This is a genomic window from Desulfovibrio sp. (assembly GCF_034006445.1).
Lineage (GTDB): Bacteria > Desulfobacterota > Desulfovibrionia > Desulfovibrionales > Desulfovibrionaceae > Desulfovibrio.
On the sequence record NZ_JAVESS010000005.1, the window covers coordinates 83,571 to 108,990 of the forward strand.

The 25,420-nt window shown below is 57.0% G+C and carries 28 protein-coding genes and 1 tRNA gene; 12 read left to right on the top strand and 17 right to left on the bottom strand.

Features of this window, described 5'->3' with window-relative positions; genetic code table 11:
- Positions 1–6: 6 nt before the first annotated feature.
- From phnN to phnG, 8 genes are all read right to left on the bottom strand, one after another.
- A complete protein-coding gene (phnN, locus tag RBR41_RS07235; protein ID WP_320351914.1) occupies positions 7–585 on the bottom strand; it encodes a phosphonate metabolism protein/1,5-bisphosphokinase (PRPP-forming) PhnN in 579 nt (192 codons plus the stop codon).
- A complete protein-coding gene (locus tag RBR41_RS07240) occupies positions 585–1,748 on the bottom strand; it encodes an alpha-D-ribose 1-methylphosphonate 5-triphosphate diphosphatase (protein ID WP_320351915.1) in 1,164 nt (387 codons plus the stop codon). The genes phnN and RBR41_RS07240 overlap by 1 nt, the downstream gene beginning before the upstream one ends.
- Positions 1,738–2,430, bottom strand: a complete 693-nt coding sequence (gene phnL / locus RBR41_RS07245; protein WP_320351988.1) for a phosphonate C-P lyase system protein PhnL — start codon at positions 2,428–2,430, stop codon at positions 1,738–1,740. The genes RBR41_RS07240 and phnL overlap by 11 nt, the downstream gene beginning before the upstream one ends.
- A gap of 99 nt (positions 2,431–2,529) precedes the next feature.
- A complete protein-coding gene (gene phnK, locus RBR41_RS07250) occupies positions 2,530–3,324 on the bottom strand; it encodes a phosphonate C-P lyase system protein PhnK (RefSeq protein WP_320351916.1) in 795 nt (264 codons plus the stop codon).
- The gene (locus tag RBR41_RS07255) at positions 3,321–4,334 is read right to left on the bottom strand and encodes an alpha-D-ribose 1-methylphosphonate 5-phosphate C-P-lyase PhnJ (RefSeq protein WP_320351917.1); all 1,014 of its coding nucleotides are present in this window, start codon (positions 4,332–4,334) and stop codon (positions 3,321–3,323) included. The genes phnK and RBR41_RS07255 overlap by 4 nt, the downstream gene beginning before the upstream one ends.
- A complete protein-coding gene (locus RBR41_RS07260) occupies positions 4,331–5,521 on the bottom strand; it encodes a carbon-phosphorus lyase complex subunit PhnI (RefSeq protein WP_320351918.1) in 1,191 nt (396 codons plus the stop codon). The genes RBR41_RS07255 and RBR41_RS07260 overlap by 4 nt, the downstream gene beginning before the upstream one ends.
- Before the next feature lie 2 nt (positions 5,522–5,523).
- Positions 5,524–6,177 (bottom strand): phosphonate C-P lyase system protein PhnH, encoded by a 654-nt coding sequence (gene phnH, locus RBR41_RS07265; protein ID WP_320351919.1) that lies wholly within the window; start codon positions 6,175–6,177, stop codon positions 5,524–5,526.
- Complete coding sequence (gene phnG / locus RBR41_RS07270) at positions 6,174–6,698, bottom strand: phosphonate C-P lyase system protein PhnG (RefSeq protein WP_320351920.1); 525 nt, start codon at positions 6,696–6,698, stop codon at positions 6,174–6,176. The genes phnH and phnG overlap by 4 nt, the downstream gene beginning before the upstream one ends.
- A 566-nt stretch (positions 6,699–7,264) precedes the next feature.
- On the opposite strand from phnG, the gene RBR41_RS07275 reads away from it, so the two are divergent.
- The 5 genes from RBR41_RS07275 to RBR41_RS07295 all read left to right on the top strand — a co-directional run bounded on the left by RBR41_RS07275 (position 7,265) and on the right by RBR41_RS07295 (position 10,723).
- Positions 7,265–7,696 (top strand): hypothetical protein, encoded by a 432-nt coding sequence (locus RBR41_RS07275; protein WP_320351921.1) that lies wholly within the window; start codon positions 7,265–7,267, stop codon positions 7,694–7,696.
- Entirely contained in the window at positions 7,689–8,183 is a 495-nt protein-coding gene (locus RBR41_RS07280) for a phage protein GemA/Gp16 family protein (protein ID WP_320351922.1), read from the top strand. The genes RBR41_RS07275 and RBR41_RS07280 overlap by 8 nt, the downstream gene beginning before the upstream one ends.
- A gap of 582 nt (positions 8,184–8,765) precedes the next feature.
- Entirely contained in the window at positions 8,766–9,245 is a 480-nt protein-coding gene (locus RBR41_RS07285; protein ID WP_320351923.1) for a hypothetical protein, read from the top strand.
- Positions 9,242–10,114 (top strand): hypothetical protein, encoded by an 873-nt coding sequence (locus RBR41_RS07290; protein WP_320351924.1) that lies wholly within the window; start codon positions 9,242–9,244, stop codon positions 10,112–10,114. The genes RBR41_RS07285 and RBR41_RS07290 overlap by 4 nt, the downstream gene beginning before the upstream one ends.
- A 345-nt stretch (positions 10,115–10,459) precedes the next feature.
- Positions 10,460–10,723 carry a hypothetical protein gene (locus RBR41_RS07295; protein ID WP_320351925.1) on the top strand — a complete coding sequence of 88 codons (264 nt, stop codon included), beginning with the start codon at positions 10,460–10,462 and terminating at the stop codon, positions 10,721–10,723.
- A 15-nt stretch (positions 10,724–10,738) separates the two neighbouring features.
- Here the strand turns inward: RBR41_RS07295 and RBR41_RS07300 are convergent, their stop codons facing one another.
- The 3 genes from RBR41_RS07300 to RBR41_RS07310 are packed head-to-tail and all read right to left on the bottom strand — an operon-like array spanning position 10,739 to position 12,887.
- Positions 10,739–11,266, bottom strand: coding sequence for a hypothetical protein (locus RBR41_RS07300; RefSeq protein WP_320351926.1), 528 nt, complete (start codon positions 11,264–11,266; stop codon positions 10,739–10,741).
- Positions 11,244–12,173 carry a hypothetical protein gene (locus RBR41_RS07305; RefSeq protein ID WP_320351927.1) on the bottom strand — a complete coding sequence of 310 codons (930 nt, stop codon included), beginning with the start codon at positions 12,171–12,173 and terminating at the stop codon, positions 11,244–11,246. The genes RBR41_RS07300 and RBR41_RS07305 overlap by 23 nt, the downstream gene beginning before the upstream one ends.
- 42 nt (positions 12,174–12,215) lie before the next feature.
- Complete coding sequence (locus tag RBR41_RS07310; protein ID WP_320351928.1) at positions 12,216–12,887, bottom strand: hypothetical protein; 672 nt, start codon at positions 12,885–12,887, stop codon at positions 12,216–12,218.
- Positions 12,888–13,232: 345 nt separating this feature from the next.
- Here RBR41_RS07310 and RBR41_RS07315 point away from each other — a divergent pair, with 345 nt between their 5' ends.
- Both RBR41_RS07315 and RBR41_RS07320 read left to right on the top strand, forming a co-directional pair.
- Positions 13,233–13,895: a DUF935 family protein gene (locus RBR41_RS07315; protein WP_320351929.1), complete on the top strand. Its 663-nt coding sequence runs from the start codon at positions 13,233–13,235 to the stop codon at positions 13,893–13,895.
- Positions 13,896–14,072: 177 nt separating this feature from the next.
- Entirely contained in the window at positions 14,073–15,128 is a 1,056-nt protein-coding gene (locus tag RBR41_RS07320) for a site-specific integrase (RefSeq protein WP_320351930.1), read from the top strand.
- A 14-nt stretch (positions 15,129–15,142) separates the two neighbouring features.
- Here the strand turns inward: RBR41_RS07320 and RBR41_RS07325 are convergent.
- Positions 15,143–15,218 (bottom strand) — tRNA-Phe (locus RBR41_RS07325).
- Between the two features lie 636 nt (positions 15,219–15,854).
- Between RBR41_RS07325 and RBR41_RS07330 the strand changes: the two genes are divergently transcribed.
- The 5 genes from RBR41_RS07330 to RBR41_RS07350 all read left to right on the top strand — a co-directional run bounded on the left by RBR41_RS07330 (position 15,855) and on the right by RBR41_RS07350 (position 22,156).
- Positions 15,855–17,201, top strand: a complete 1,347-nt coding sequence (locus RBR41_RS07330) for a chloride channel protein (protein ID WP_320351931.1) — start codon at positions 15,855–15,857, stop codon at positions 17,199–17,201.
- 145 nt (positions 17,202–17,346) lie between these two features.
- Positions 17,347–18,612, top strand: a complete 1,266-nt coding sequence (locus RBR41_RS07335; protein ID WP_179980625.1) for a phenylacetate--CoA ligase family protein — start codon at positions 17,347–17,349, stop codon at positions 18,610–18,612.
- A 169-nt stretch (positions 18,613–18,781) separates the two neighbouring features.
- On the top strand, positions 18,782–19,216 hold the full coding sequence (locus RBR41_RS07340) for a MarR family transcriptional regulator (protein ID WP_320351932.1): 435 nt from the start codon (positions 18,782–18,784) through the stop codon (positions 19,214–19,216).
- A 275-nt stretch (positions 19,217–19,491) separates the two neighbouring features.
- Complete coding sequence (locus RBR41_RS07345) at positions 19,492–20,616, top strand: HlyD family secretion protein (RefSeq protein ID WP_320351933.1); 1,125 nt, start codon at positions 19,492–19,494, stop codon at positions 20,614–20,616.
- Entirely contained in the window at positions 20,597–22,156 is a 1,560-nt protein-coding gene (locus tag RBR41_RS07350; RefSeq protein ID WP_320351934.1) for a DHA2 family efflux MFS transporter permease subunit, read from the top strand. The genes RBR41_RS07345 and RBR41_RS07350 overlap by 20 nt, the downstream gene beginning before the upstream one ends.
- A 291-nt stretch (positions 22,157–22,447) precedes the next feature.
- Here the strand turns inward: RBR41_RS07350 and RBR41_RS07355 are convergent, their stop codons facing one another.
- The 5 genes from RBR41_RS07355 to RBR41_RS07375 form a co-directional block, all read right to left on the bottom strand.
- Positions 22,448–22,873, bottom strand: a complete 426-nt coding sequence (locus RBR41_RS07355; protein WP_320351935.1) for a hypothetical protein — start codon at positions 22,871–22,873, stop codon at positions 22,448–22,450.
- Entirely contained in the window at positions 22,870–23,199 is a 330-nt protein-coding gene (locus RBR41_RS07360; protein WP_320351936.1) for a hypothetical protein, read from the bottom strand. The genes RBR41_RS07355 and RBR41_RS07360 overlap by 4 nt, the downstream gene beginning before the upstream one ends.
- A 63-nt stretch (positions 23,200–23,262) precedes the next feature.
- The gene (gene fliL / locus RBR41_RS07365) at positions 23,263–23,922 is read right to left on the bottom strand and encodes a flagellar basal body-associated FliL family protein (protein WP_320351937.1); all 660 of its coding nucleotides are present in this window, start codon (positions 23,920–23,922) and stop codon (positions 23,263–23,265) included.
- A gap of 59 nt (positions 23,923–23,981) precedes the next feature.
- A complete protein-coding gene (locus RBR41_RS07370; RefSeq protein ID WP_291301747.1) occupies positions 23,982–24,362 on the bottom strand; it encodes a chemotaxis response regulator CheY in 381 nt (126 codons plus the stop codon).
- Between the two features lie 70 nt (positions 24,363–24,432).
- The gene (locus RBR41_RS07375; protein WP_320351938.1) at positions 24,433–25,218 is read right to left on the bottom strand and encodes a FliA/WhiG family RNA polymerase sigma factor; all 786 of its coding nucleotides are present in this window, start codon (positions 25,216–25,218) and stop codon (positions 24,433–24,435) included.
- Between the last annotated feature and the right edge of the window lie 202 nt (positions 25,219–25,420).

Below are 25,420 nucleotides of genomic sequence, written 5' to 3' on the forward strand. Positions count from 1 at the left end.
GGCTCCTTACGTTGCATAATGACGGGCATTGTCGATAATCTCCGTAAAAGCCCGGCAGGCCGTTTCAAGATCGCCGGAATTGTCTATCCGCACATGGTGGGGCATACGCGGCAGAGACTGGGCGGCCCGCGTAAGGCGTTCTTCAAGCTCCGCCCCCTGTTCGCGGCCGCGCAGCTCAAGCCTGCTGCGCAAAACTTCGCGCTGCGCGGCTATTTCCACCACAAGCATGGGGCTTATGCGGCGGGCGGCTTCCTGGGCGTATTCCCGCGATCCGTTGACCACGGCCACATGCCCCTGTTCCAGCAGGGCCAGCACCTGCCGGTGCACACCGTAGCGCAGACCGTGGCTTTGCCAGGCCAGAATAAAGTCGCCGCGTTGCGCGCAGAGAGAAAATTCCTCTTCGCTCAGCGCTATGTGGTCCTCCCCGCCCGCTTCCACGGGGCGGGTGATGTGGCGGCGCACAAAATGCACGTCGTCCTGCCCTTCGCCGCGTGTCAGGCAGCGCCGTGCAAAGGTCAGCAGGCTGTCCTTGCCGACGCCGGAAGGCCCCACCACATAGACCAGCAGGCCGGGATACTGTGCCATCAGAATACCTTTTTGCCTCGTACGTAGACTTCGCGCGCTACCGGCAGATCATCGTGCAGGGCCACGCGCACAAGGTCGGCCCTGAGGCCGGGGCGCAGTTCGCCCCTGTCTGTCAGGGCCACGGCCTGAGCCGGACGGCGCGTGACCATGCTCACGGCGTCGGGCAGGGAAAGCCCGGCCTCGCGGTGCAGGACAAAAGCGCCGTGCAGCAGACTCATGGGTACATAGTCGGAAGAAAGACCGCTCAGCAGCCCTTCGCGGGCCACGCCCAGAGCGCTGATATTGCCGGAATGGGATTTGCCGCGCACCACGTTGGGCGAACCCATAAGCACGGTCATGCCGTTGTCGCGCGCGTGCCGCGCGGCTTCCATTGTGGTGGGAAATTCGCTGATAACAATGCCGTGCCCCAGCGCCAGGTTCACGTCGTCCACCGTGGTGTCGTCATGGCTGGCCATGGGCACGCCGTGCGCCGTACAGAATTCTGTGACCATGCCGGTGTGCAGGGGGGTATAAACCCGCTGGCGCTCCTGCAGTTCGGCCACATTGCTGGCGAACTCCTCTTCCGTCCAGGAGCGCGTGGTGCTGTAATAGGTGCGGTAGGCATCGGTATTGCGCCACTGCCGCTGACCGGGCGTATGGTCCATCAGCGAGATGAGCCCCAGCCCCGGCGTGGCGGACAGCGGCTCAAACATGCTCCACATGTTGGGGTCGTTAAGCTCGCAGCGCAGGTGCAGACGGTGCTCGGCCCGCACGTCCGTTTTGTCGGGGTCGCCCGCCGTGCAGGCCACAAAGGCGTCCACAGCCATGCGCAGCATGGGGTAACGGCCCTTGTCCTGTGTTTCGCCTATGCACACCGAATCGTACACCGTGGTGACTCCTGCCGCCGCCATCTGCGCGTCATGGGCCAGAAAGGCCGCACGGGCCGACGGCCAGATGACCTTTGGCCGGGGCATGAGGTGTTTTTCAAGATTGTCCGTATGCAGTTCCACCAGACCGGGCAAAAGGTAGTCGCCCTCCCAGTCTTCCACGGCAATGTCGCCGTTTACGGGCGGCGCGCCAGCGTCCATGGCGTGGATGCGTCCGTCGCGTACACAGAGGTGCCCTTCAACAACGGCGTCGGCCGTGACCATGCGGGCATTGGCGATGCAATATTCACGAGGCATGATTATTTCCTGGTTGCAGATGAAAAACGGTGTTGGCTACGGCCTCGCGCACTTCGTCGTCATGAAAGATGCCGATGACGGCGCTGCCGCGCGCTCTGGCCTCGGCGATCAGGGTGACGACGGTGTGCTTGTTGGCCGCATCCAGAGAGGCGGTGGGTTCGTCCAGCAGCAGCACAGGGCTGTGCCGGATAAAGCCGCGCGCGATGTTGACGCGCTGCTGCTCGCCGCCTGAAAACGTGGCCGGGGCAAGGTTCCAGAGGCGTTGCGGAATATTCAGGCGATCCAGCAGGGCGGCGGCTTTTTCCAGCGCTGTGCTGCGGTCCTCACCATGGGCAGTGCACTGACCGGCCACAATATCCAGGGTGCTCACACGGGGGATGACCCGCAGAAACTGGCTCACATAGCCCATGGTTTCGCGGCGCACTTCCAGCACGGCGCGGGGCGTGGCCGTGGCCATATCCACAATTCCCTTGTGGTGGCGCACAAGAATGCTGCCCTCGCAGGGCTTGTAATTGGCGTACAGGCAGCGCAGCAGGGTTGACTTGCCCGCTCCTGACGGCCCGTGCAGCACAAGGCAACGGCCGGAGTGCGCCTCAAGATTCAGGTTGCTGAAGGCCTCTATGCGCACCCCGCCCTGGGCGTGCAGGGTGAAGGTTTTTGCCAGGTTGCGCACGGTGAGCATGACCTGGCCCTCTGCGGAGTCCGGTCTGATGGCCACAATGGGCGCGGCGGGCGCGGCGGGCGCGGCGGGTGCGATGGATGATGTCTGATGCATGGCTGGCTATCCTTGCAAAATGGAAGAAACAAGCAGTTGGGTGTAGGGATGGTGGGGGTCGTCGAGCACCTGGTCGGCAAGCCCTTCTTCCACCACGCCGCCGTTGCGCATGACCAGCAGCCTGTCGGCCAGCAGTCGCGCCACGGCAAGGTCGTGGGTCACCAGCACCACGGCCAGACCCAGGTCACGCACGAGATGGCGCAGCAGGTCCAGCAGCCTGGCCTGAACGGAAACGTCCAGGCCGCCTGTGGGTTCGTCCATAAAAACCAGCCGGGGCGATGACACCAGGTTGCGGGCTATCTGCAGGCGTTGCTGCATGCCGCCGGAATAGGCCGTGGGCCGGTCATCCAGCCGCTCTACAGGAATTTCCACCCGGTGCAGCCAGTCGTGGCCGGTCTGGCGTATGTCATCGTAGCGCCGCGCGCCGCAGGCCATCAGGCGCTCGCCTATGTTGCCGCCCGCGCTGACGCGCATGCGCAGGCCGTCACGCGGGTTCTGGTGTACAAAGCCCCATTCGGTGCGCAGCAGCCTGCGGCGCTCGCCTTCCGACATGGAGGCCATATCGCGGTCACGCCCCAGGGCGTCGCGGTATACGACAGCGCCGGAAGTCAGGGGCAGCCTGCCGGAAATAAGGCTCAACAGGGTGCTTTTGCCGGAACCGGACTCGCCCACAATGGCCACCACCTCGCCGGGCCAGAGATCAAAAGAGACGTCGGCGCAGCCTTTGCGCCCGCCGTAGTAGTGGGTGGCGTTGAGCACCCGCAGCAGCGGGGCCTGATCGTTGCATTGAAGGCAGCTCATGATTTTGCCCTTTCTGTCCTGCCGGGGGCCGCCACGGGCATGCCGTCGCCCTCATGGCCAGCGGCCCGGCGGGACGCGCAGTATTCGGTATCGGAACAGACAAAAAGCCGCGAACCGTCATCATCCACAATCACTTCGTCAAGGTAGCTTGTGGTGCTGCCGCACAGGGCGCAGGGGCGGTCCCACTGCTGCACGGTGAAGGGATGGTCTTCAAAATCCAGGCTTTTGACTTCGGTATAGGGCGGCACGGCGTAGACGCGCTTTTCGCGCCCGGCTCCGAAAAGTTGCAGGGCGGGACATCCGCGCATCTTGGGATTGTCGAATTTGGGGATGGGCGAGGGGCTCATGACATAGCGCCCGGCCACCAGCACGGGATAGTCGTAGCTGGAGGCTATTTCACCGTGCCGGGCAATGTCTTCATACAGCTTCACATACATGATGCCGTATTCCTCAAGGGCATGCAGGGCGCGGGTCTCTGTTTCGCTCGGTTCAAGCCAGCGCAGCGGTTCGGGGATGGGCACCTGATAGACCAGTATCTGGCCTTCATGCAGGGGCTGCTCCGGTATGCGGTGGCGGGTCTGGATGATGGTGGCCCGCGCTGTTTCCGTGGTGGTGGCAATGCCCGCAACCTTGCGGAAAAACGCCCGTATGGACACGGCGTTGGTGGTGTCGTCCGAACCCTGGTCAATAACCTTGAGCACGTCGTCCGGCCCCATGACGGAAGCCGAAACCTGTATGCCGCCCGTGCCCCAGCCATAGGGCATGGGCATTTCACGACTGCCGAAGGGCACCTGGTGGCCGGGCACGGCCACGGCCTTGAGCATGGCCCGTCGGAGCGAGCGTTTGGTCTGTTCGTCCAGATAGGCAAAATTGTACGCCAGAGCGCCAAAGTCCTTGCCCTGTTCCGCTTCATGCGCTTCATGCGCGCAAGGGATTGCGGCGCTCTGCGGGCGGGCGGCGTCGGCTTTTTCAACGCCCGGTGCGGCAGTGTGACGGGTTTGTGCGGTCATTGCCGTTCCCCTTCGCCAGCGCTGTTGGCGGCGGCATCAGTGTCTTCCATGGCCCGGCGCATGCCGCGCACCAGGGCCAGCTCGGCCTGAAAATCCACATAATGCGGTAGCTTTAGGTGCTGCACAAAACCCGAGGCTTCCACATTGTCGCTGTGACTGAGCACAAATTCCTCATCCTGGGCCGGGCCTTTGATGGGCTCGTCGTAGTCCGCCGACTGCAAGGCTCTGTCCACCAGGGCCATGCTCAGGGCCTTGCGCTCGTTTTCGCCGAAGCTCAGACCGTAGCCCCGCGTAAAACAGGGCTTCACGCCGTTGCCGCCATGAAATTTGTTGACGGTTTCGCATTCCGTGAGGGGCAGACGCGCTACCACCACGGCAAAGCCCAGTTCCTCGGGTACAAAGCTTACTTCTACCGAACCCATGCGTATTTCGCCCGCAAAGGGATGGGTGGAGCCGTAGCCGCGCTGGGTGGAATAGGCCAGGGCCAGCATCAGGCCCTCGTCGCCGCGCGCCAGATTTTGCAGCCGCGCGTCACGCCCTGCGGGCAGGGTAAGCGCGCCGCGTGTGATGTCGGTGGGGGCGGCAGAGGGCGCGTTGGCGTCTTCTTCTGCCGGAGTGGGCAAAAGACCTTCTTTTTCAAGAAAATCCATGACCTTTGCATAGCTGCGGGGAGATTCTGGCTGCGGGCTTTCCGGCAGGGTCTGTGCCGGTGCGGCAGTGGCCTGCAAGCTTTCCTGCGTGGCCTGTTCCGCGAGTGAGCCGCAAAAATCCCTGGCAGCGCGGGTCAGCAATGAAGCATCCAGCAGGCGGTGGGTATAATCAAAGGTATGCCCCAGCACCTGCCCGCCGGGGATGTCTTTATACGTGGCGGAGATGCGCCGCCGTATCCGCATGGCAGCGGTGTTGACGGGCAGGGAAGAGCCAAAGCGGCTCAGCGTGGTGCGGAAGGCCCGTAGCAGAAAAACGGCTTCAACGAGATCGCCCCTGGCCTGCTTGACCGCCAGAGCGGCAAGTTCCGGCGCGTACAGCGCACCTTCGGCCATGACCCTGTCTACGGACAGGGAAAGCTGCTCCATAATCTGATCCACACCCAGCTCCGGCACGGCGGTGTCGCCCCGGCGCGCCCGGGCCAGCAATTTGTGGGCGGCATTGATGGCTTTTTCGCCACCTTTTACAGCAACATACATGCTCAGGCCTCCGGCGCTTGCGGCATCGCGCTTATGCTGGTTGTGCGGGGCAAGCCCGCCATGAAGGCTCCGTTGCCGGACAGGTTGTCGTCCAGCAGCAGCACGTCAACGCCCTGAGGGTAGGCCTGATGGTTGGCGTGCCACTGCTCCGCAAAGGTCTGGGGCAGTCCTTTGCACGCCAGAGGCCGCACGCCAGTGCCGCCCGTATCCGGCCCGCCGATGCCTGGCCCGGCAGCGCTGAAGTCCGCTGGGCCTGTCAGACGCACGGCCAGCACCAGGGTGGCGCTCTGCTCCGGGCAGGGGGCCGAACCTTGGGCAAAGGCGGCGAGAGGGGGCATGATCAGGGGGGAGGCAATAAAGGCAAAGGCGGCGAGGGCGGGGTCTTCCGTAAGGGGTGCGCCGCAGTGAAAACGCAGATAGGTGTGCAGCGCCTCGGTGCGCAGTTCAGGCTGCAGCCACAGCGGGGTTTCGCCGTCGCACAGGGTCAGGGCCAGCGCGGCCATGCCGGAGCCGAAAGCGTTGCCCGGAACCGGCATGGGCGGCAGCGCCGGAAGGGGCACGGGGCGGGCGGGGCGGCTCATGGCGTCCAGCACGGCACGATAGTAGCATTGGCAGTCCAGTACGGGGTTTGCAAATCCATGCGCCAGGACGGTCATGCGTCTTCTCCCCGCGCCAGCGTAAAAAAGTCCACCCGCGTGGGGGCCGTTGCGCGTTCTTCTTCAGCAGCCTCATGCGCTTCACGCGCGCGCAGATGGTCAAAAAGTTCCAGGCTGAGGCGCGTGGCGTAGCCCGGCAGCTGCATGAGCGCATCGCACAGCGCTGCCAGTTCGGCGTGGCGCGGCCTGTTGCCGCATATCCAGGCATAGCCCTGCACGGGGCTGTCCGGCAGGGCGTAGCGCCCTGCGCTGGCGGAAGGCGCTGCCCCGTCCTGCTGTCCAGGAGCGGGGGACAGGGTGACGGCACAGCGCGTGATGAGCATTTCGCCCAGATTGAACCGCGCGCCGCCGGTTTTGCCTTCCACCATCAGCAAGCCTGCCTCTGGTCTGCGCAAAAACGTGTAGCTCACCGCCTGTGCCAGGGGATGCAGCAACTCCTGCAGGGTGTCCTCCGGCGCAAGGGCCAGCAGGCGCATCCATTGCGGCCGCGTCAGCGCAACCGCGTTTTTGGAAAGGGTCATGTTCTTCCACCTGTATTTCTTGCTGCGCGCAAAAATTCGCGCTGGACAAGGGTATAGAGGCGGTGTGTGAACACTTGTTGACGGCATGGAGGTAATTATGTGTCACTCATGTGCTCAAGGGTGAGCATCATCGACCAAAAGGGGATAATCCCCTTTAACTACAGCACATATTGGTGATTCCCATATTCCAGACAGCTCACAGTGTTGTATGGGCGTATTTTTGCCGCATCAGGCCGCGTTTTAACGTTCTTCATGGCAGCAGCGTTTGGAAGTTATCCCGCCCGGGAGGGTATGGGGAAATCAAGGCAACAGAGAATGTTTCAATTTTCAGATGACACAAATGGGGGAAGCACGGCGTCATTTTCTGACAGGGAAAAGACAGGGGAGAGGGGAAAAAAATGGGAATGGCGGAGGGAAGGGGGCAAACGAAAAAAGGACTCGGGTACACTGTGACGCCAAGATTGCACAGATTGAGGCGGAATATGTTCGCATTGTTTCGGGGTATGAAGAGGACATTTTAGGGTGGCAGCCGCCGAAGCCTGAACGGTCCTGAAGAGGTGAATAGCATGGACAAACGTGAATTTGTGGCCTCTTTTAGTGTAAAAGTTGACACTCGCCGCATTGCCTTTGAAGTGTCGCCTGCCCCTCTTTATGACGGCCCGGAAGGGTTTTACAGGGTTCGTGCTGCGCGGCTCTGGATTGATACCCCGGACAAGAAGCCGCGTTTTTTCGATAAGGCGGGATTGGCCCGGCTGGTGGAAGATATGGCGTTTGGCGGGCTGCCTGACCCGCCGAAAGCGCCGTCAATTCCTTATCCTTCCCGCGTATCCGTGCGTTTTTGGCGCAATGGAATGCCGTACTACATTGGAAGTTGGACTAACACAGCCCCTATTCTGGATTACACCGGGGAATGGGTTGTCAATGTTTCCATAGATGGGAAGCGAGTCTTTGTATCAGTTAGAAGCGTTGTAGTACATGGAGGAAAGAGCCGTGGATAAAGAAAGAATGCGTCTTGGGCTGTATAGAAAAATTGAAATTGCCCGTAAGCAGCTTCCGGCAATGGATGAAGAAGCTTTTCGGCAACGGCTGGAAAGCAGCTTTGGCGTTCGCAGCCGCACGGAGCTTTCAATTCACCAGCTATCGCAACTGGTACATGAGTTTGCCATACAGGATGGCGTGCAATACACGGCTCCGGCGAAATCACGAAACAAGACCGTGCGCCCGCACTCGCGCCCAGACTGGATTGAAATTACCGACAATATGGAGTTTGCCGAAGAAAAACGCCAGATTTTAGCGATTTGGCGCAAACTTGGTTACTCCATGAGCAGTCTTGATACGCGAGTTAAACGGGCGTTCGGCGTGCCGGTGTTTGTGTGGCTCAAGAACCGGGGCCATATATCGTCATTACTGACTGATTTACAGCGCCGCGAAAAGGCATTTGAGCGCAAGCAGGCCAAGGAAGGTCAAGCCGGTGAGCTTTCCTGACCTTCGGGCGCTGGTGCTGGACCGTTACAAGTCCATTCATGCTTTTTGTACCGCACACCCGGCATTAAAACGGTCTACGGTCTATGCCGTTCTGGCCGGGCGCTATCCGGGCAACAGTGAAAAACAGGCGGCCACAATACGAGCCGTAATTTTGGGGCGAAAAGACGAACCAGCGGGGCAGGCGGCCCCCGGTGCGTCGCGGGTGGAGGTTGTGGACGCCTTGCAGAGTATCCGCTGCAACCATTGCCGCCGCTTGGACCGTCGAAACTGTTTTGAGTGCCGGGCGCAAACAGAAAGGGAAGCGCGGGAATTATATACAACGCTCTTTCCGGGGAGATAAAAGGCATGGCAAGAACATTAATTCAGGATGTAGTCACGCTTATAAAAGAGGGGTGGCGGCCCTATAACGCAGAGCCGGACCATTCCGTGTAGCAGCGTCTTGGTTGTACATTTGTTTTGCGTGGTCGTAACCGTTTGGAAGGCGCAGGAACTATATTGCGTCGACCGTCTGTCTTTCGCCCGCGTTGCCGAACTGACCGGCGTAACCGCGACTACACTTAAAAACGGGTCTGAAAAGTACGGATGGCGGGCAAACGAGAAGAAATCGCCCAAGCGGAAAGCGATATCCGGGTCAACACCATAACTGCCCGCAAAACGGCCTTGGAAATGCTTTTAAAGGCCGGGGACGGCAAAGAGGCGTCACAAATGGCGTTTGCCGTGGCTTCTTTGGAAAGCCTGGCGCTCAAACAAGCGGAACTTTCCGCCGCTGGGAAAATTCCCAGCGCAGCCGCCCCGGCCCGGCCCCAAATTGCCACGCGGGCGGATGCCGTGGCCGTTCTACGAGACGCTGTAGAACAAAAGTTGGGGCTTGCCCTGTCTGACCCGGCCAAAATCACCACGGCAACGGTGCAGGACGTGAAGCGTTGCCTTGACCTTGTGGCGGAGCTTGAAGCCAGCCTGCCTAAAGATGCGGAGCCGGAAGAAGCCAAACGGCGCGGTTTATCCAGCGACACGGCTCAAAGCATTTACAAGGCGCTGGGCATTACGGAGGGCGTGGAATGAACAGCGTCGCAAACGTGTTGATTCCCTACCAGCGCCGCTGGGTAGGCGACAAAAACCGGGTCAAGGTCTGGGAGAAGTCGCGCCGTATGGGGGCATCCTACGCGGAAGCGCTGGCGTCCGTTCTGGAAGCGGCCCAAAGTGCGGACGCGGGCGGGCAGGATACGTTTTACCTGTCCTATAACAAGGAAATGACCCAGACGTTCATCCGGGATTGTGCGTACTGGGCAAAAATTTTCAATGTGGTGGCTGGCGAGGCGGAGGAACTGGTTCTGAAGGATGAAGACCGGGATATTACGGTCTACCGTATACGCTTTGCGTCAGGGTTCAGCATTTGGGGGTTGCCGCCGGAACCCCGTTCGCTCCGCTCCAAACAGGGCCGGGTCATCATTGACGAAGCCGCGTTTGTTGACGACTTGCCGGAACTCATGAAAGCGGCCTTTGCCCTGCTCATGTGGGGCGGTAGCGTGTCCATCCTGTCCACACACAACGGCGAAGACAATCCTTTCAATGAACTGGTCAAGGAAATTCGGTCCGGGGTCAAACGGTATAGCTTACACCGTACCACGTTGGACGATGCCATAGGCGACGGCCTGTATAAAACCATCTGCAAAAGGGCAACTCCGCCCAGGCAGTGGAGTAAAGAAGCTGAAGAAGAATGGCGGGCCGGAATTATTGCGGACTTTGCGGACGGTGCGGATGAAGAGCTTTTTTGCATTCCGAACCGTTCCAGTGGTGCGTATCTAACCACTGCCATGGTTGAATCGTGCATGTCGGAATCCGTCCCGCTGATAACTTGGGAATCTCCCGCAAAAGATTTTGTAGACTGGCCGAAGGAAGTTGCGGCGACTTACACACGGGGGTGGCTGTAAGATAATCTGTTCCCGCTGCTGGAAGCGTTACCGCAGGATTGTGACCATTATGCCGGTGAAGACTTCGGGCGAACCGGCGACCTTTCAGTTTTTGTTCCTGCAACGGAAACAAAGGATTTGCGTCTTGTACCGCCATTCATCCTTGAACTGCGAAATTGCCCGTACCGCACACAAGAGCAGATTCTTTTTGCCATCCTTGATGCGCTGCCCCATTTTTCCGGCATCTCTCTTGATGCACGCGGCAACGGCTCCGCGCTGGCGGAAGCGGCCCGGCAGGAATACTGTCCAGAGCTTGTACGGGAAATTATGATTACCGAGGCTTGGTACAGGGATACAATGCCCAAGATGAAAGCCCGTTTTGAAGATAAAACCTTGCTGTTGTCAAAGCGGGCGGAAATATTGTCGGATTTTCGTTTGCTGCGCGTTATCAAGGGCGTTGCCCGCGTGCCGGAGCAGCGCACAACAGACAAAGACGGCAAAAAAAGACATGGCGACGCTGCCGTGGCTGTCGCCATGCTTGTTGATGCACGGGAACAGTTAGGCAACGTGGAAAAGTGGGAGTGTGAAAGTATCTCCATAAGCAAAGGTGTAAACTTTACAGGTTGGTAACTGTTTTATTTATTCTTAACCTTTATTGTTAAGGTCTCTTAATATTATTTTTACCCTAGCAATAGTTAAAAGCTGTGAAAAAAGAATTATATTCCAGCTATCACGTATCGCAAGACTTGAGAAAAGGAAAATTAAAAAATCAAAAAACCACCCACTAAGAATATCAAATCCTTTCAGAATCCATAATATTAATGCGATAAAAAGGATGAGGATTACATTCTGCACAATAAAGGCATATGATTCAACTTTACCGGGGTAATGAGTAGATAATTCAGCTATTTCGCTGCTGCATAATAAAGATGTTATGTTTCCGCACCAAGCTACAGTTATTGCTATGAGAACTCCAAGAAATGGGATTGATAAACTTAATGATGTTTTTGCATCTATATCTACTGTACTTGCAAAAATAATTGCAATGGAAATATGCAGTATTATCCAGCCGTCAAGATAGGCTGCAAGTCCAGGACTTTGCCCATTGAGCCCTTTAAAGAGCCATTCCCAGTAAGATGGGATTGATATATTATTCTTTTTTGTTTGATTCATGGATTTGTTTGAACTTATCCGTTATTACTTTTAAGAAGTCTTTGCTGTATTCCTTAAAGTCTACTGTAAACATTGTTTGCGGTAGGGACAAGGTTGCCTTAGCGGCATTTTCCCGTTTGTCCAGCCTTATAGTTCTTTCTTTGCTTTCTGCTGCGTCCTGAACTTTTGCGGAAGCTCCAGCTCCATACGCTCCAATATCATGAGAAAGATCAACCAAGCGATTTGGTTCAAGCCCCTCGTCTTTATTTTCTATTGTTATTTGGCCCCCAGAAGCCTGTGTGTCTTCCATGAGTTCGTTAAATGGGGTATAAATAGTATCTTTAAAATTTGCTGGATTTGGAAGAAGCATTACAATTGTAAACTTACTAATCTTATATGAATTTTTGAGTATTTTTATGAATTCATTTGTTTCATAGACTTGACGAGACTTACATATTGAATTTGAAAAAAGCATTTTTTCTTCAGGTGATAGGGATTTGTATCCATCAGTATTCTTTATATTTTCAATCGCAGATGCAAGTCTGTTAGCTAGTGTTTTTGGGCTGCTTAAACCGGACTTATTTTCAATAGCAAGGAGTTGCAAATTTTTGTCGTAAATGCAGTGTGAAAAGTCTGCAATTTCTGTCTCAGCTTCAACAAAGTCTTTTTTTTCGCTATCGAATTTTGCACCAGTCTTAAGGGACTGAACGCCAGCCTTAAAATAAAATCCTGATGAGCTTATTTGTTCAATCTTGGATGTTAAAAAAACTTTATATGCACCAGATGGAAGCTGTGGAGAAGTTGCAAGAAGTTTAATAAGCAAATCTTGTCTTGAAACTTCTATTTCGCCTAAGCTTCCCTTTCCCGCTTGCGGCTCTAATACAAGACGAAACAAAAACAAATCCATAGTTCTTTGATTTTCGCTCATGCCAAGTGACCCTTCGATTAAATGTTGTATAGGATTTTTATGTTAAGATTTTCTTTCTAATTGTAAAATATTATTCATTTCTTTTTCAGAGAAAACTTCATTAGAGATAAATTCTTTGTGCGTAATGCCTTTTGCAGGGCTTTTAAAAAAATGCGTCATGCTAATATCAAACATATTAGAACAAAGTTGCAATGACGGATAGATAGCCGCACCTTTCATAGAATTTGAATCAACACTTTCCATTAAATAAAAAAATGAAGACCAAAATGGGAGTGTTTGGGTAAAACGAACATCATTTTTAGGGGCTGTTAGTGAATACATTCCCCCATTCTTTTCAAATAGGGCTTCAGCAAAATTCTGCTGCCCAACGCTACAACCAGAGACAAATAGACGCCGGTGTTCAAGTTTTCTTTCAAATATAGACGCAAATTCTTCAAATTTTACCTCATCGAAAGATGTATGAATAGAGCTCGCGTCTCCATGACAAGATAAAAACAGATACCTGTAGCCTTTTTCCCGGAATATAGAAGAAATTTTTTCAAGCTCACATTTCGAGCGAATATAAAAATATATAGGATTTTTCCCTAATATTTTTAGATAATTGTATAAAAACTTCCCTTCAAATCGTTCCGCTTTTTCATCTGCTAAGGTCAAAGATTCGATAATGAAAAATTGTGGAATAGTTTTTTGTGACGGGGGAGTAGTTGAAGTCATATTGTCTCCTTTTTTAATAAAACAGTGATATCTTCGCAAATCTCAACTTCCACGGTAATGTTGCGTGAGCATTCCTCCGGCAAACATGTTAGGCAGTTACGCGTAGCATAATCCTTGTTGCTCGGCAGATTGTCAGATGCTTATTTAACCAGAGATAATATTCTTTATAATATAATTTATTCTTTATCGATGCTCAACCTATACCTTCGATAACCTTTGCGCCCTTTCCGGGCATAGCCTCCGTTCTTGCGACATTATGGCAGGAACGGAGGCTTTTTGCGTCCAGCCGTTGCCCGCAGGGCATACGGACGGCGACAGCCTGCCAATAAAAATGGAGCAATTGCTATGGCAAGCGGAATTTATCGTGCGGACGGCACATTTCAGCCGTTTCAGGCTACCGGGCTGACGACGGAACTTGCAACCCGACAAAATGCCGGTTTGACGCCGGGCGAACTGGAAGGCTGGCTGAACGTCCTGCCTGACCCTGACCCGGTTTTGCGGAAGCGCGGGGACGAAGCGTCGGTGCTGGCTGAACTTTCCGCAGACGACCAAGTGACCACGGCCATGTTGAGCCGGAAAAACCGGGAGCTGAACTGCCCCCACTTCGGTTTCCGGGCCGGAGCGCCGGACGGCGAAACAGCCAGCCCGGAAGCTGAAAATCTGCATCGACGCTTTACCCAAGACCTTGAGCGGTCAAACCTCCGCAATATCATAAGCAGCATAATTGATGCCCCTTTTTTCGGCTTCACGCCGTTGGAACTTATCTGGCGGCGCGGGGACAACTGGTGGCATCTGGTGGACGTGGCGGCACGACCAGCGCACTGGTTTGGCTTCGACAATAAAAATAACCCCGTGTTTATTGGCGTGTACGGCGGCTTGTGTGCAGAACCGCAACTATTGCCTGCAGGCAAGTTCGTCATTGTCCAGCATCACGCCACCTATGACAATCCTTACGGTTTGCGGTTGTTGACCCATCGCGCCGCCGAGGGAGTAGGGAGGGCACCATGACAGAGTCGGAGCGTTTGGCAGAGGTCGCAGCGCTCCACGCGGAGCGAAAAAGCAAGGCAGAAGAGCTTGCAGCGATAGATCGACAAATCGAACTTGTGCTATTCCCTGAATTGGCAGGAAGGCGCAAGCAAAAAGTCCGATCCGGCAAGGATTGGGAAAGAATAATGGAGTCAGGCAATGAGTGTGTCCCAACGAGCAGACGGGCGCTGGCTGGTTAAGTATAAGCGCGGGGGCAAGTGGGCACAAAAAACCTTTCGGGATGAAACCGTTGCTATCGCTTTTGATGCCGAGCAGTCAGAAGCGTTACAAGATAGCCGTCTTTCTCTGATAGAACGGTCTGCGTCGTTTTTCCATTCGCATCCCGATTATCATGTAGAAACACGTAAAAAGATTTTACATTTCATCAACGGCTATACAAACGCATCCGGCCTATGGGTTGATGGCATAGGTCAGTTTCTTCGAGACAAGTACGCGGAAGAATTAACGCGGACGGATCTGGAACTGATGCGAAACGTAATGCGCAAGCGCGGCAGCGGCAATGCCACTATCAATAAAATGCAGGCGTATATCAGGGCCATCCTGGCATGGGGGGGTGACCAGCAGCTTATCAGATTAAACCCATGGCGTGACTACAAGCGGCTGCCGACAAAGAAAACTGAAAACACTACCTCGCTGGCAGATTTTCAGAACATCTTACAGTTTTGTCCCGATTGGCTGCGGTGGGCGCTGGCAACGGCCTACGCACTGGCCATGCGTCCTGGGCACGTAGAGTTGTTTTCGCTCACCTGGGCGGCGTTTAACTGGCGACATGGATATGTGCAGTATGCACAAGGCAAGAGCGGCAGGATAAAGAGGGTGGTGCCCCCGCCTGCGTATTGGCAAGAAGCATTGCGCAGGTTTGAAGAAGACACCGCAGACGGCGTGCCGTGGGTTTGCCATCGCCTTGGTCGGAAGGTCAACAACTATCGCTCAGCATGGGAGAGGGCAAAGAAAAAGGCTGGCTATGCGGGCCGCTGCATCCGTCCATATGACATCCGGCATGCGGCTGCGTCAGAAATGCTTGCGGCGGGAGCTGACCTCGCAGCGGTTGCGGCACAAATGGGCCACGCCAGCATCCAGACAACCGCAACAACCTATGCCCACGTCACGCCAGGGGGCCAAAAACGTGCAGCAACGCTGATGCCGGATTTGGTGCAGTTTGGTGCAGAAAAAAGCCCTCACGATGATTCGTAAGGGCTTGATTTCTATGGTGCCGAGGGACAGAATTGAACTGCCGACACGGGGATTTTCAGTCCCCTGCTCTACCAACTGAGCTACCTCGGCCCTTGCGCCAGTGAAATAAATTCCACAGCGGCTGGAGAAGTCTTCTACCCACTTGGCCTGGCTTTGGCAAGTCTTTTTTGCAAAATTTATCCAATCCCTTGAAAATCGTGCGCCTTCCGGCCATACTGCCGGAGTTGCAGTACGGAGCAGGGCACCAAAAATGGCTTTGCCCCGCCTGGCTTTTGGAGTAATACCCCTGACGCGCGAGCCTGCATGCAGCGGGGCCGCGTCAGGAGGCTCGCCACTTGGGCAGTTTCCCTTTGAAAAAGGGTACATGCTCTAACGCTGTACAAAAGTGCAGCGCGCCACAACGTGACGTGGATCCAGCCGCGCTTTAGCCGTTGCGACGAAGGAAGCTACGGACAAAGACAGCAGATGGTTAATGAACGGAAAGCCTGCTGATGACTGTCGCTGTCCGTAAGCGGCAAAGACCCGCTAAGGGCTCCGCCAATCGTATTTTCGGCAGAATGAGACTCTTGAAATGTGAAGCATTTCAAAGGCACTCTTCCCGAGAACCTGGGGACATGCCCCACGGTGTTTATGGTCACACCATCCATCCCGGATGCCCTCGCAACAAGGATTTTTTTAGTGAAACCGGGCAATCCTTTTCCTCAAATCAAACATGATTTCAAACAGATGGGTGTTTCAGGCCTGGCAAGAACCATCGTGCAGGCTCTTCTTATCGGGGGAGTGACTGGCGTGGTTATCGGCCTGTTCCGCCACCTGAACCATGTGATCACACATTGGATTGTGCGCACCGTGAACGCGCACGGCCTGAGTGACGGCCTTGTCGGCTGCGCGGTGTTTTTCGGCCTGCTGCTCCTGGCTGTGCTTTCTGTGCTGCTGTTGCGCGTGGAGCCGCTGATCAGCGGGAGCGGCATCCCCCAGGTTGAGCTTATGGTCAGGGGCAAATTGCGCATGAACTGGTTTCGTGTGCTGCTCTGCAAGTTTGCTGGCGCTCTGACGGCCCTGACAGGGGGGCTTTCTGTGGGGCGGGAAGGCCCGTGCATCATGATGGGTGCTTCCCTCGGCGTGGGGGTGGGGCGGTTGTGGCACGACCCCAAGGCCGCGCATGAACCCCGGTTTCTTGTGGGTGGCAGTGCAGCTGGCCTTGGGGCTGCTTTTGGTGCACCCCTGGCGGGCATGTGTTTTGCCTTTGAGGAAATGAAGACGCCCCTTCGGACGCCGATGATCATTACCTGCGCCATTACGGCCTTTACGGCAATGCTCGTCATGCAGACCATATACGGCTTTGGCCTGGTTCTTCCCTTTGGCGCGCGCCTCATGCTGTCCTGGGAGGACTGGTGGCTGGTTCCGGTGGTGGGCGTGGCCATGGGAGCCCTTGGCGCTCTCTATAATACCCTGCTTATCCGTCTGACCCTCTGGGCCGACACTACAAAAATGCTGCCGCTGCATCTGCGCGTGGTCATTCCCTTCATGTGCGCCGGACTGTTCTTGTATTTTTATCCCACGGTGCTGGCAGGCTTTGGCATTACAGCCCTGCAACTTGCCGACATGGCCCTGCCGCTGACGGCACTTTTGCTGCTGCTGGCCGTGAAGATGGTCTTTTCCTGCGCGAGTTTCGCCTCCGGGGTGGCCGGGGGCCTGCTCATGCCCATTCTGGCCATGGGGGCCATGGCCGGGGCCTGCCTTACGTCGGCCCTGCTGCTTTTTGACGTGGTCACGCCAGAAAAGAGCGTCATCATACTTCTTATGTGCATGGCCGGACTGTTCGGCTCCTCGGTGCGCGCTCCCCTGACAGGGGCGTTCCTGATGCTCGAGATGACGGGCGCGTATTCCAACATGGCGTTCATCATCATCACGGCCTATATTGCCGCTGTCGTGGCCGACAAAATAGGGTGCGAACCCGTGTACGACAGCCTGCGCCGCCGCTGCATTGTGGAAGGAAAAATCAAGAGGCCCAGGCTCAAGCCGCGGCGTCCGCAAAGGGCTGTGGGCGGCGCTCTTGGCGGCGCGGTGTGAAACTCGCACAGCAGACGGTTTTTTGATGTGCGCAAAAGTATATATAACACATTGTTATAATTTATCTTAATAAATAGTGCTTGCACTTTGCGATTGGAGTGGCTATTTTGGCCCTTCAATGTAAAACAGGCCATGTGGAGTAGGTATGACCCGTAAAGACCGCACAGAAGGCATATACAGCCGCCGCGAAGTTCTTGATGAGAGCGAACGCCGCCAGTACTGCCTTATCCAGCTCAAGGACTTGCTTTCCTATGCGTACCGGTATTCGGAAGACGTAAAAAAGCGTTTTGACCGTGCGCAGTTTAATGTGGAGAAATTCAAGACCCTTGCTGACATCAAGCATATTCCCATTCTCAAGAAGAAGGAGCTTATCTTTCTTCAGTCCATGGGGCCGCGTCTGGGCGGACTGCTGACCAAGGACATTGGCGAACTCAAACGCATTTTTCTTTCCCCCGGCCCCATCTTTGACCCCGAAGACCGTGGCGAAGATTACTGGGGCTACACCGAAGCCTTCTATTCCGTGGGCTTTCGCCCCGGCGATGCGGTGCAGAACACGTTCAACTATCAGTTGACGCCTGCGGGCCTCATGTTTGAGGAACCCCTGCGCAACCTTGGTTGTGCGGTTATTCCCGCTGGCCCCACGGACGCCGCGACCCAGCTGGACATCATGCAGAAGCTGCGTGTGTCGGGCTATGTGGGCACGCCGAGCTTCCTCATGCACCTGGCGCAAAAGGCTGAAGAAAAGGGCCTCAACCTGCGCAAGGATCTTTTTCTGGAAGTGGCCTTTGTCACTGGCGAGCGGCTTTCGGAAAAAATGCGTTCGCAGATGGAAAAGAAGTACGACCTGGTCATGCGCCAGGGCTACGGCACGGCGGATGTGGGCTGCATCGGATACGAATGCTTCCACAGAACCGGCCTGCACATCGCCAACCGCTGCTATGTGGAAATCTGCCATCCTGACACGGGCATTCCGTTGAAGGACGGCGAAGTGGGCGAAATCGTGGTGACGGCCTTTAACAAGACCTATCCGCTTATCCGTCTGGCCACGGGCGACCTTTCGTTCATTGACCGCAGCCCCTGCGCCTGCGGCCGCACAAGCCCGCGCCTTGGCAGCATCGTGGGCCGCGTGGACACCACCGCCCGCATCATGGGCATGTTCGTGTACCCGCATCAGGTCGAGCAGGTCATGAGCCGCTTTGAAGAAATCAAGCGTTGGCAGATTGAAGTGACCAACCCCGGCGGCATCGACGAAATGACCCTCTTTGTGGAAACCAGCGGCTTCAAGCGCGAAGAAGAGCTGCTGCACCAGTTCCGCGAAAAGATCAAGCTGCGTCCCGAACTGCGCGTGCTGGCTCCCGGCAGCCTGCCCCCGCAGATCCGTCCCATCGAAGACAAGCGCCATTGGGATTAAACCCCCGCGCCAACAGATATCAGAGGCCAGCTCCGCAAGGGGCTGGCCTCTGTTTTCGTGCCCCGCGCTTCAGCGGAGGGGCACGAAATTCTGCCGCTTGCAGGCGGCATCCGCTTGACAAATAGATAGCACACTACTATTTAGCATTGCACCTAAGTGAGGTTGCACCATGAGTACATCACCCAGAGACACAGTGGGCGTACTGCTGAGCCGTACCGGCAGGGTATGGCGCACACGCCTCGACGAAAGACTGGAGCCCCTGGGCCTGACGCAGGCCCGCTGGCTCGTGTTGATGCATCTTTCGCGCATGGGCGGTGAAGCCCCGCAAAAAGAGCTGGCGCAGTCGGTTGGCGTTGAAAGCCCCACCATGGTTCGCGTGGTGGACGGCCTTGAGCGTTTGGGCCTTGTGGAGCGCGTGGGGCAAAAAGACGACCGCCGGGCCAAGACGGTGCGGCTGACGCACAAGGCTCAGGGCGTCAACGAAGAAATCCAGCGCATAGGCTCCGGCCTGCGCGCCGAAGCTCTGGCGGGCCTCTCCGACGAGGAACTGGCCGAGTTTTTACGGATACTTGAAATCATACTTAACAACCTTAGAGCAGATTAACTTTGAAATGCTTCACATTTCAAAGTTTTCATTCAGCCGAAAAATGCGATTTGCGACAGCCATCAGCAGGCTGCACGTTCTATTAACCAATTGCTGTCTTTGTCCGTAGCTTCCTTCGTCGCAACGGCCAAAGCTCGGCTGAATCCACGCCACGTTGTGGCGCGCTGTACTTTCGTACAGCGTTAGAGCAGCTACACTTTTTCAAAGTTGAAATGCTCTAGCGCCGCTGCCGTCCGGTGACGTCAGGCCGTGGCCTTGCAAGGAGCTGTCAGCATATGCCCATTTCCCTTTCGCCTCAGGCAGCGCGCCTGCTGTCCGCCCCGGTACGCTCCAGAAAACGTCTCATCATGCTTTGCGGGCTGATTCTGGCCGCTGCCGTCACTGCATTTCTTGTGCACCGGCAACGCTATATTTCAGAAAATGACGCACGGGTCATGGCCGACATGATCACCATCAGCAGTCGTGTGGACGGCTGGGTGGCCCAAAGGGACGTCACCGACGGCGACGTCGTGACCGAGGGCAGTCAGCTTGTTGTCATAGACCAGCGTGAGGCCCTCATGCAGGTGCAAGAGCTCAAGGCCAGCGACGAGGCCCTGCGGCTGGAATCCGAGCAGGTGAAGACCCGGCTGGAAACAAGCCGTGACGCCACTGAAAGCGCTGTGGCCGCGGCCCAGGCGCGCCGCGACAATGCGGAGGCGGCCCTGCGTTCCAGCCAGGCCGCTCTTGACCTGGCCCGTAAGGACCACACGCGCAGCGAAAATCTTATTGCTGAAAACGCCATCGCCCGCCGGGTGTGGGACCAGAGCCGCACGGTTTTGCAACAGGCAGAGGGAAAGCACCGCCAGGCTCTTGCCGAGCTTGCCGAGGCCAAGGCCAATCTTGATCAGGCCCTTGCCCACCGCAACGACCCGCATGAGCTTGAAGCCCGGCTGGAGCAGCTTGCGCAGCAAAGGGCCGAAGTGCAGGCAAGGATCAGGCAGAAAGAGGTGGCACTGGGCGACCGTGTGGTGCGCAGCCCCATCAACGGCGTGGTGGACCAGAAATTTGTGGAGCCTGGGGAGTATGTCATTCCCGGTCAGCGCCTGGTGATGGTGCACAATCCCAAGGCCGTGTGGGTGGAGGTTCTGCTCAAGGAGACCAAGCTGGGCGGCCTCAAACCCGGCCAGCCCGTGAGCATCAGCGTGGATGCCTACCCCGGCCGCCCTTTCAGCGGCAGCGTGGAGCGCATCGGCACAGCGGCCACCAGCCAGTTTGCCCTTATCCCCAGCCCCAACCCTTCGGGAAACTTTACCAAGATCAACCAGAGGGTGCCTGTGCGCATCAAGGTGGACCAGCCGGACGACAATCCTTTGCGCCCCGGCATGATGGTGGAGGTGGACATTGACCTCGCCGGAATTTGACGCCCTTTCCCAGCGTTATGGCGCTGCGTACAAATGGTGGGCCACGGCGGCGGTGATGACGGGCTGCATAGCCACGGTGCTGTCTTCCACCATCGTCAACGTGGCCATGCCCGACATCATGGGCGAATTCGGCATGGGGCAGGATCAGGTGCAGTGGCTGTCCACGGCCTTTCTGGCCGCCATGACGGCGTCCATGCTGACCACGGACTGGATGCTGCGCGCATTTGGCCTGCGCCATGCCTATCTTGGCGCAATGGCGGCCTTTCTGGCGGCGTCGCTGGTGGGGGCCGCAAGCCCCGGCGTGGAAATTCTCGTCCTGTCCCGCACCATTCAGGGGGCCGCCGCCGGGCTGGTGCAGCCGCTGGCCATGGTCATGGTTTTTTCCGTCTTTGGTGCGGAAAACAGGGGCATGGCCATGGGCATCTTCGGCCTGGGCGTGGTGCTGGCTCCTGCGCTTGGCCCCACGGTGGGCGGTTTGCTCATCGACAATTATTCCTGGCGGTATGTCTTTTTGCTGGGGCCGCCGTTCTGCCTTTTGAGCATGGCCCTGGCCGCGACTTTTCTGCCGGGCCGCGACACGACTGTGGAGCGCGGTGCGTTTGACCTTTGCGGCTTTATTTTGCTGTGCGTGGGCATAGGCGCGCTGCTCGCGGGCATTTCCAGCGGGCAGCGGGAAGGCTGGGACTCGGACTACGTGCTGGGGGCTTTTTTTTCAAGCATCTGCGCCTGGGTGGGCTTCGTCATCCGCGAGCGCACCTGCCCAAAGCCCCTGCTGCAGCTTGGCGTCTACGCCAACCTCCGCTTTCTCGCCGCGTCGGTGGTGGCCTTTATTCTGGGCATGGGGCTCTTTGGCTCCACCTACCTCATCCCGCTTTTTGTGCAGACCGTTCAGGGCTACAGCCCCACGGAATCCGGCCTGCTGCTCATGCCGGGCGGGCTTGTGCTCGGCGTGGTCATGCCCCTGGCGGGACGCTTTGCCGACCGTCTGCCAGCGTACGCCCTTATCATGACTGGCCTCGCCATCTTCGGCTGGTCCAGCCTGTGCATGTCCGAAGCCGGAACCTCCACCTATTTCTGGGATTTTGTGGGCTGGATCGGGCTGGGCCGCGTCGGGCTTGGCCTGATCATGCCCTCGCTGAACAGCGGGGCGCTGCGGCTGCTCGACGCCAAACATATGGCGCAGGGGGCCGGGGCCATCAATTTCAGCCGTCAGCTGGGCGGCGCGCTGGGCGTGAGCATGCTTTCCGTATATCTGGAACGCCAGACGGAAATCTATGCCCAGGCCTTCAGCGCGCTGCAAAACGGCACCCATGCGGCATCGGATGCCCTCAACCTGATTTCATCCCTGTTTCTCAGGGGTGGGCAACTGGACAGCGTGGCGCAAGCCTTGCGACCGCCGCAGGCGTACAGTTTTCTGGCGGATATGCTGGCCGCGCAGGCAAGGGCCATGGGCTTCAGGGAGAGTTTTTTGCTGGTGGGTCTGGCCTTTTTTGCGGCAGTGGTTCCGGCCTGGTTCATGCGCTCTGCCAGGCATGGCTAAGGCGGCGGCCAGACGGCGGCGGGTTTGCTGCGGCGGCGGTCAGACGGGATCGGACTTACTCTGGCGACGGTCAGCCGCGTGCCATTTTTTTGTGCGAAGGTCGAAAGGTCGAAAGGGGCGGAAAAGCGGAAGGGCTGGAACGGTCGGAAGGGCTGGAACGGTCGGAAGGGCTGGAACGGTCGGAAGGCCGGAAGGTCGGAAAGAGCTTGTGCTGCCGTCAGACTTTTGCCCCTGCCGGACTTTGCGGTCGCGGGCTTTCGCGGCCGCCGGGCAGGGTTCAGCGCGGGGGCCTTATTCGCCTTCCTGAGCCAGAATCAGTTCCACTTCATCAACGCTCAGGCCGGAGTTGCGGGCGATCTGGCGGCTTGTAAGCCCCTTGTTTTTGCCATTGAGGATAAGCTCGCGCAAAAACTGCGGGGAGCGGCTGATGCCCTCTGCCTGTTCCAGCAGGCGGCGCAGGTCACGGGCGCGTTCCTCAAGCTTTTCGTCCAGGTTTTGCAGTTCGGCCTGCCGCTGGGCAAAGGTGGCCACGATTTCCCGTTCCAGTCTGGCGTTCATCTCGATACGGGCCAACAGGGCTTCCTGATTGCCCTGCAGGGCGTTGAGCATGGCCTCGGAACGGCGCAGGCGCAGATAGAAGAAAAGCACCCCGCCAAGGACCATGAGTTCAAGTACGGAAAAGGCGGCAATAAGAGCGAAGATCAGGGTGTTGTTCATACTTTGAGATTCAGAAGTTTGCCCACCAGAGGGGAATCCGGCACGCGTGGAGCCTCGTCCTTGTCCGGTACAAGGGGCGGCGGCCGTTTGCGGCGGCGGCTGCCGAACTGGGGCGTGGGCGTGCCGCCATCGGCATCTGGCGAAAGTTTGGTTTTGTCGCCTGCTTCACTCTTGGCAATCTGCTGCTGCTCATGCCGGGCCATTTCTGCGGCCAAAACCCGCGACATGGCGGCCGAGGCCTGCGGTCCCACCGCAGCGGCATTCACCATCGAAGTGGCCATGCCTGTCTGGGCATACAGCACGGCCATGGTAGCGTCAACGCTCATGGCTGGCTCCGTGGTCTGAGGTGCGGCGTGTGCCCCACCCGTGCTCACTGGCGGGGCAGGGCGCTATTCGTTCAAATAGCTTTCAAAAAGCACGTCATCAATGCGGCCCTGTGCAAGATAGTCGTTGAGGATGCCGGTCAGATCCTTCTTGATGGTGACAGCATTGGACGGGTTAAGCAAGTAGTCGTTGCTCTTGCTGCTGAGGTAGAAATACAGGGCGTCGCGCAGGGCGATCATCTTGTGATCCAGCTCCGCGCCAACGCCTGAACTCTTGCTGATGGTGGAAAATTTGCAGACCAGAAAGCGCGTGGTGCCGTTGACGTCTCTTGGCACGACAAAGGGGGCCAGTTCTTTTACATAGTCCCTTGGCGCGGCGGGCGTCTGGCTTGAGGGCACGACAATGACTTCGGGCTTGATTTCAGCGGGGGGAACAGGCGGCGTACGCAGAAAAAACCACCAGGCGGCCGCAGCCAGAATGAGCAGCAAAACCGCAGCGCCAGCGATGATGAAGAGCTTTATGTTTTTTTTGGCGGCAGGAGGCGGCAATTGTTCGGCAGGGAGGTTTTTTGTCTCTGCCACAGCCGGAGTATCGGCTCCCTCTTCTTTCAGAAAAGGGGCATCGTCAAGATCCAGGTCAACCTTGCGCACGGCCGGATCCGACCCCTGCGAAACCTGCATCTCATCCCTGGCGGGAGCTTCTTTGACGTCAGTCTTGTTTGCCACGCGGTACTCCTGGCAGCCGCTTTGGGGGCCGCCGCAGGCAGAAACTCCCTCGTGCGATATCAGCCAAAGATTTTGTCTATCTTCTGCTTCATGGTGTCAGCGGTGAAGGGCTTGACGATATAGTTCGACACCTTGGCCTGCACGGCTTCAATGATGTTTTCCTGCTGGGCTTCTGCAGTGACCATGAGAAAGGGGATGTGGGCGAACTGCTCACTGGCGCGAACCTTGCGCAGCAGGTCGATGCCCGTCATGTTGGGCATGTTCCAGTCAGAAACGATGAAATCTATTTTTTCGCGGTTCAGCACTTCCCAGGCAGTGGTGCCGTCGTCAGCTTCCACTACGTTTTGAAACCCGATCTGGCGCAGGATGTTACGTACAATGCGACGCATGGTGGAAAAGTCATCAACCACAAGAACACGCATGTTAGGATTGTAAGGCATGAATAAAACTCCTTAACGCCTTCGGGCGCCGTCTGGGAGGGCAGGCCATGCCGCGCGTCCTCCGTAAGCATTATGATATGTCAGCGCCCTCACCATAAAGGCTGATGAACTCTTTGCGCAGACGGCTCAATGCCTGCGAGTGCAATTGTGAAACGCGACCTTCTGTGATGCCCATGACTTCAGCAGTTTCACGCATATTAAGCTCATCAGTATAGTAGAGCGACAGTACCAGCTTTTCCCTTGGCGTCAAGCGCTCTATAAGCGGAGCAACCCGCTCCACAAGCTCACGAAAGGCCGTGTTGCGGTAGGGTTCGCCGCCGGGTTCCTGTCCATCACCTGCAAGCGTATCCTGAATGGAGTCCAATGACAGCCAAAGCTGGTTTTGCAGGGCTTCAAGCCCCTGACGCACATCCCGCAACGCAAGCCCGGTAATATCTTGCAGTTCCTGTTCAGTGGCCTGCCGGCCGTGCTCGTGTTCGACCTTGCGCATGGCTTCGTCCAGCACGCGCACCCGCTGCCGCAGTGAGCGCGGGAACCAGTCCAGCCTGCGTAGCTCGTCCAGCATGGCGCCACGGATGCGGCTTTCGGCGTAGGTTTCAAACCGTATGCCGAGCTGTGGGCGAAACTTGCCCAGGGCTTCCATAAGGCCCAACGTGCCGGAACTGATGAGTTCTCCAAGTTCTACGCTGCGGGGCAGCTTGGCCTTAAGGCGCAGAGCCAGAAAGCGTATCTTGGGCGCATAGTGGCGCACCACAGATTCCTGCTCGGCCGGAGAAAATTTTTCCCAGGCTGTGGCCCCGGTTTCTAGCGCTTCCCAGGGGCAGGGCATGTGCGCTTGGGCTGTGCTGGCTTTCATGATGTTGTCCTTCCGGGATTTTCCGGTATTGCCTCTTCTAGAGCATTTTACACTTGAAATGCTCGCGTACGGCAGGCAAAAGCCCGCCTACTCGCATTTCGTGGCAAGGATTTTCAGAAAAATCCTTGCAGAGCATTTAACTCATTTCATTCGTAAACTGCTCTACCCCGTGACACGTAGTGTGTCTGTTTACGCCGCTGTC

Coding starts and splice junctions, on each gene's coding strand:
- RBR41_RS07290 (WP_320351924.1), top strand. CDS start 9,242: ATGAACAGCGTCGCAAACGTGTTGATTCCCTACCAGCGCCGCTGGGTA.
- RBR41_RS07335 (WP_179980625.1), top strand. CDS start 17,347: ATGACCCGTAAAGACCGCACAGAAGGCATATACAGCCGCCGCGAAGTT.
- RBR41_RS07255 (WP_320351917.1), bottom strand. CDS start 4,334: ATGACCGCACAAACCCGTCACACTGCCGCACCGGGCGTTGAAAAAGCC.
- phnG (WP_320351920.1), bottom strand. CDS start 6,698: ATGACCCTTTCCAAAAACGCGGTTGCGCTGACGCGGCCGCAATGGATG.
- RBR41_RS07315 (WP_320351929.1), top strand. CDS start 13,233: ATGGCAAGCGGAATTTATCGTGCGGACGGCACATTTCAGCCGTTTCAG.
- RBR41_RS07240 (WP_320351915.1), bottom strand. CDS start 1,748: ATGCCTCGTGAATATTGCATCGCCAATGCCCGCATGGTCACGGCCGAC.
- RBR41_RS07300 (WP_320351926.1), bottom strand. CDS start 11,266: ATGAATCAAACAAAAAAGAATAATATATCAATCCCATCTTACTGGGAA.
- RBR41_RS07330 (WP_320351931.1), top strand. CDS start 15,855: ATGGGTGTTTCAGGCCTGGCAAGAACCATCGTGCAGGCTCTTCTTATC.
- RBR41_RS07285 (WP_320351923.1), top strand. CDS start 8,766: ATGGCGGGCAAACGAGAAGAAATCGCCCAAGCGGAAAGCGATATCCGG.
- RBR41_RS07295 (WP_320351925.1), top strand. CDS start 10,460: ATGAAAGCCCGTTTTGAAGATAAAACCTTGCTGTTGTCAAAGCGGGCG.
- RBR41_RS07370 (WP_291301747.1), bottom strand. CDS start 24,362: ATGCCTTACAATCCTAACATGCGTGTTCTTGTGGTTGATGACTTTTCC.
- RBR41_RS07360 (WP_320351936.1), bottom strand. CDS start 23,199: ATGAGCGTTGACGCTACCATGGCCGTGCTGTATGCCCAGACAGGCATG.
- RBR41_RS07345 (WP_320351933.1), top strand. CDS start 19,492: ATGCCCATTTCCCTTTCGCCTCAGGCAGCGCGCCTGCTGTCCGCCCCG.
- RBR41_RS07275 (WP_320351921.1), top strand. CDS start 7,265: ATGGACAAACGTGAATTTGTGGCCTCTTTTAGTGTAAAAGTTGACACT.
- RBR41_RS07260 (WP_320351918.1), bottom strand. CDS start 5,521: ATGTATGTTGCTGTAAAAGGTGGCGAAAAAGCCATCAATGCCGCCCAC.
- RBR41_RS07320 (WP_320351930.1), top strand. CDS start 14,073: ATGAGTGTGTCCCAACGAGCAGACGGGCGCTGGCTGGTTAAGTATAAG.
- RBR41_RS07340 (WP_320351932.1), top strand. CDS start 18,782: ATGAGTACATCACCCAGAGACACAGTGGGCGTACTGCTGAGCCGTACC.
- RBR41_RS07310 (WP_320351928.1), bottom strand. CDS start 12,887: ATGACTTCAACTACTCCCCCGTCACAAAAAACTATTCCACAATTTTTC.
- RBR41_RS07375 (WP_320351938.1), bottom strand. CDS start 25,218: ATGAAAGCCAGCACAGCCCAAGCGCACATGCCCTGCCCCTGGGAAGCG.
- phnH (WP_320351919.1), bottom strand. CDS start 6,177: ATGACCGTCCTGGCGCATGGATTTGCAAACCCCGTACTGGACTGCCAA.
- phnK (WP_320351916.1), bottom strand. CDS start 3,324: ATGAGCTGCCTTCAATGCAACGATCAGGCCCCGCTGCTGCGGGTGCTC.
- RBR41_RS07355 (WP_320351935.1), bottom strand. CDS start 22,873: ATGAACAACACCCTGATCTTCGCTCTTATTGCCGCCTTTTCCGTACTT.
- phnN (WP_320351914.1), bottom strand. CDS start 585: ATGGCACAGTATCCCGGCCTGCTGGTCTATGTGGTGGGGCCTTCCGGC.
- RBR41_RS07305 (WP_320351927.1), bottom strand. CDS start 12,173: ATGAGCGAAAATCAAAGAACTATGGATTTGTTTTTGTTTCGTCTTGTA.
- phnL (WP_320351988.1), bottom strand. CDS start 2,430: ATGCTCACCGTGCGCAACCTGGCAAAAACCTTCACCCTGCACGCCCAG.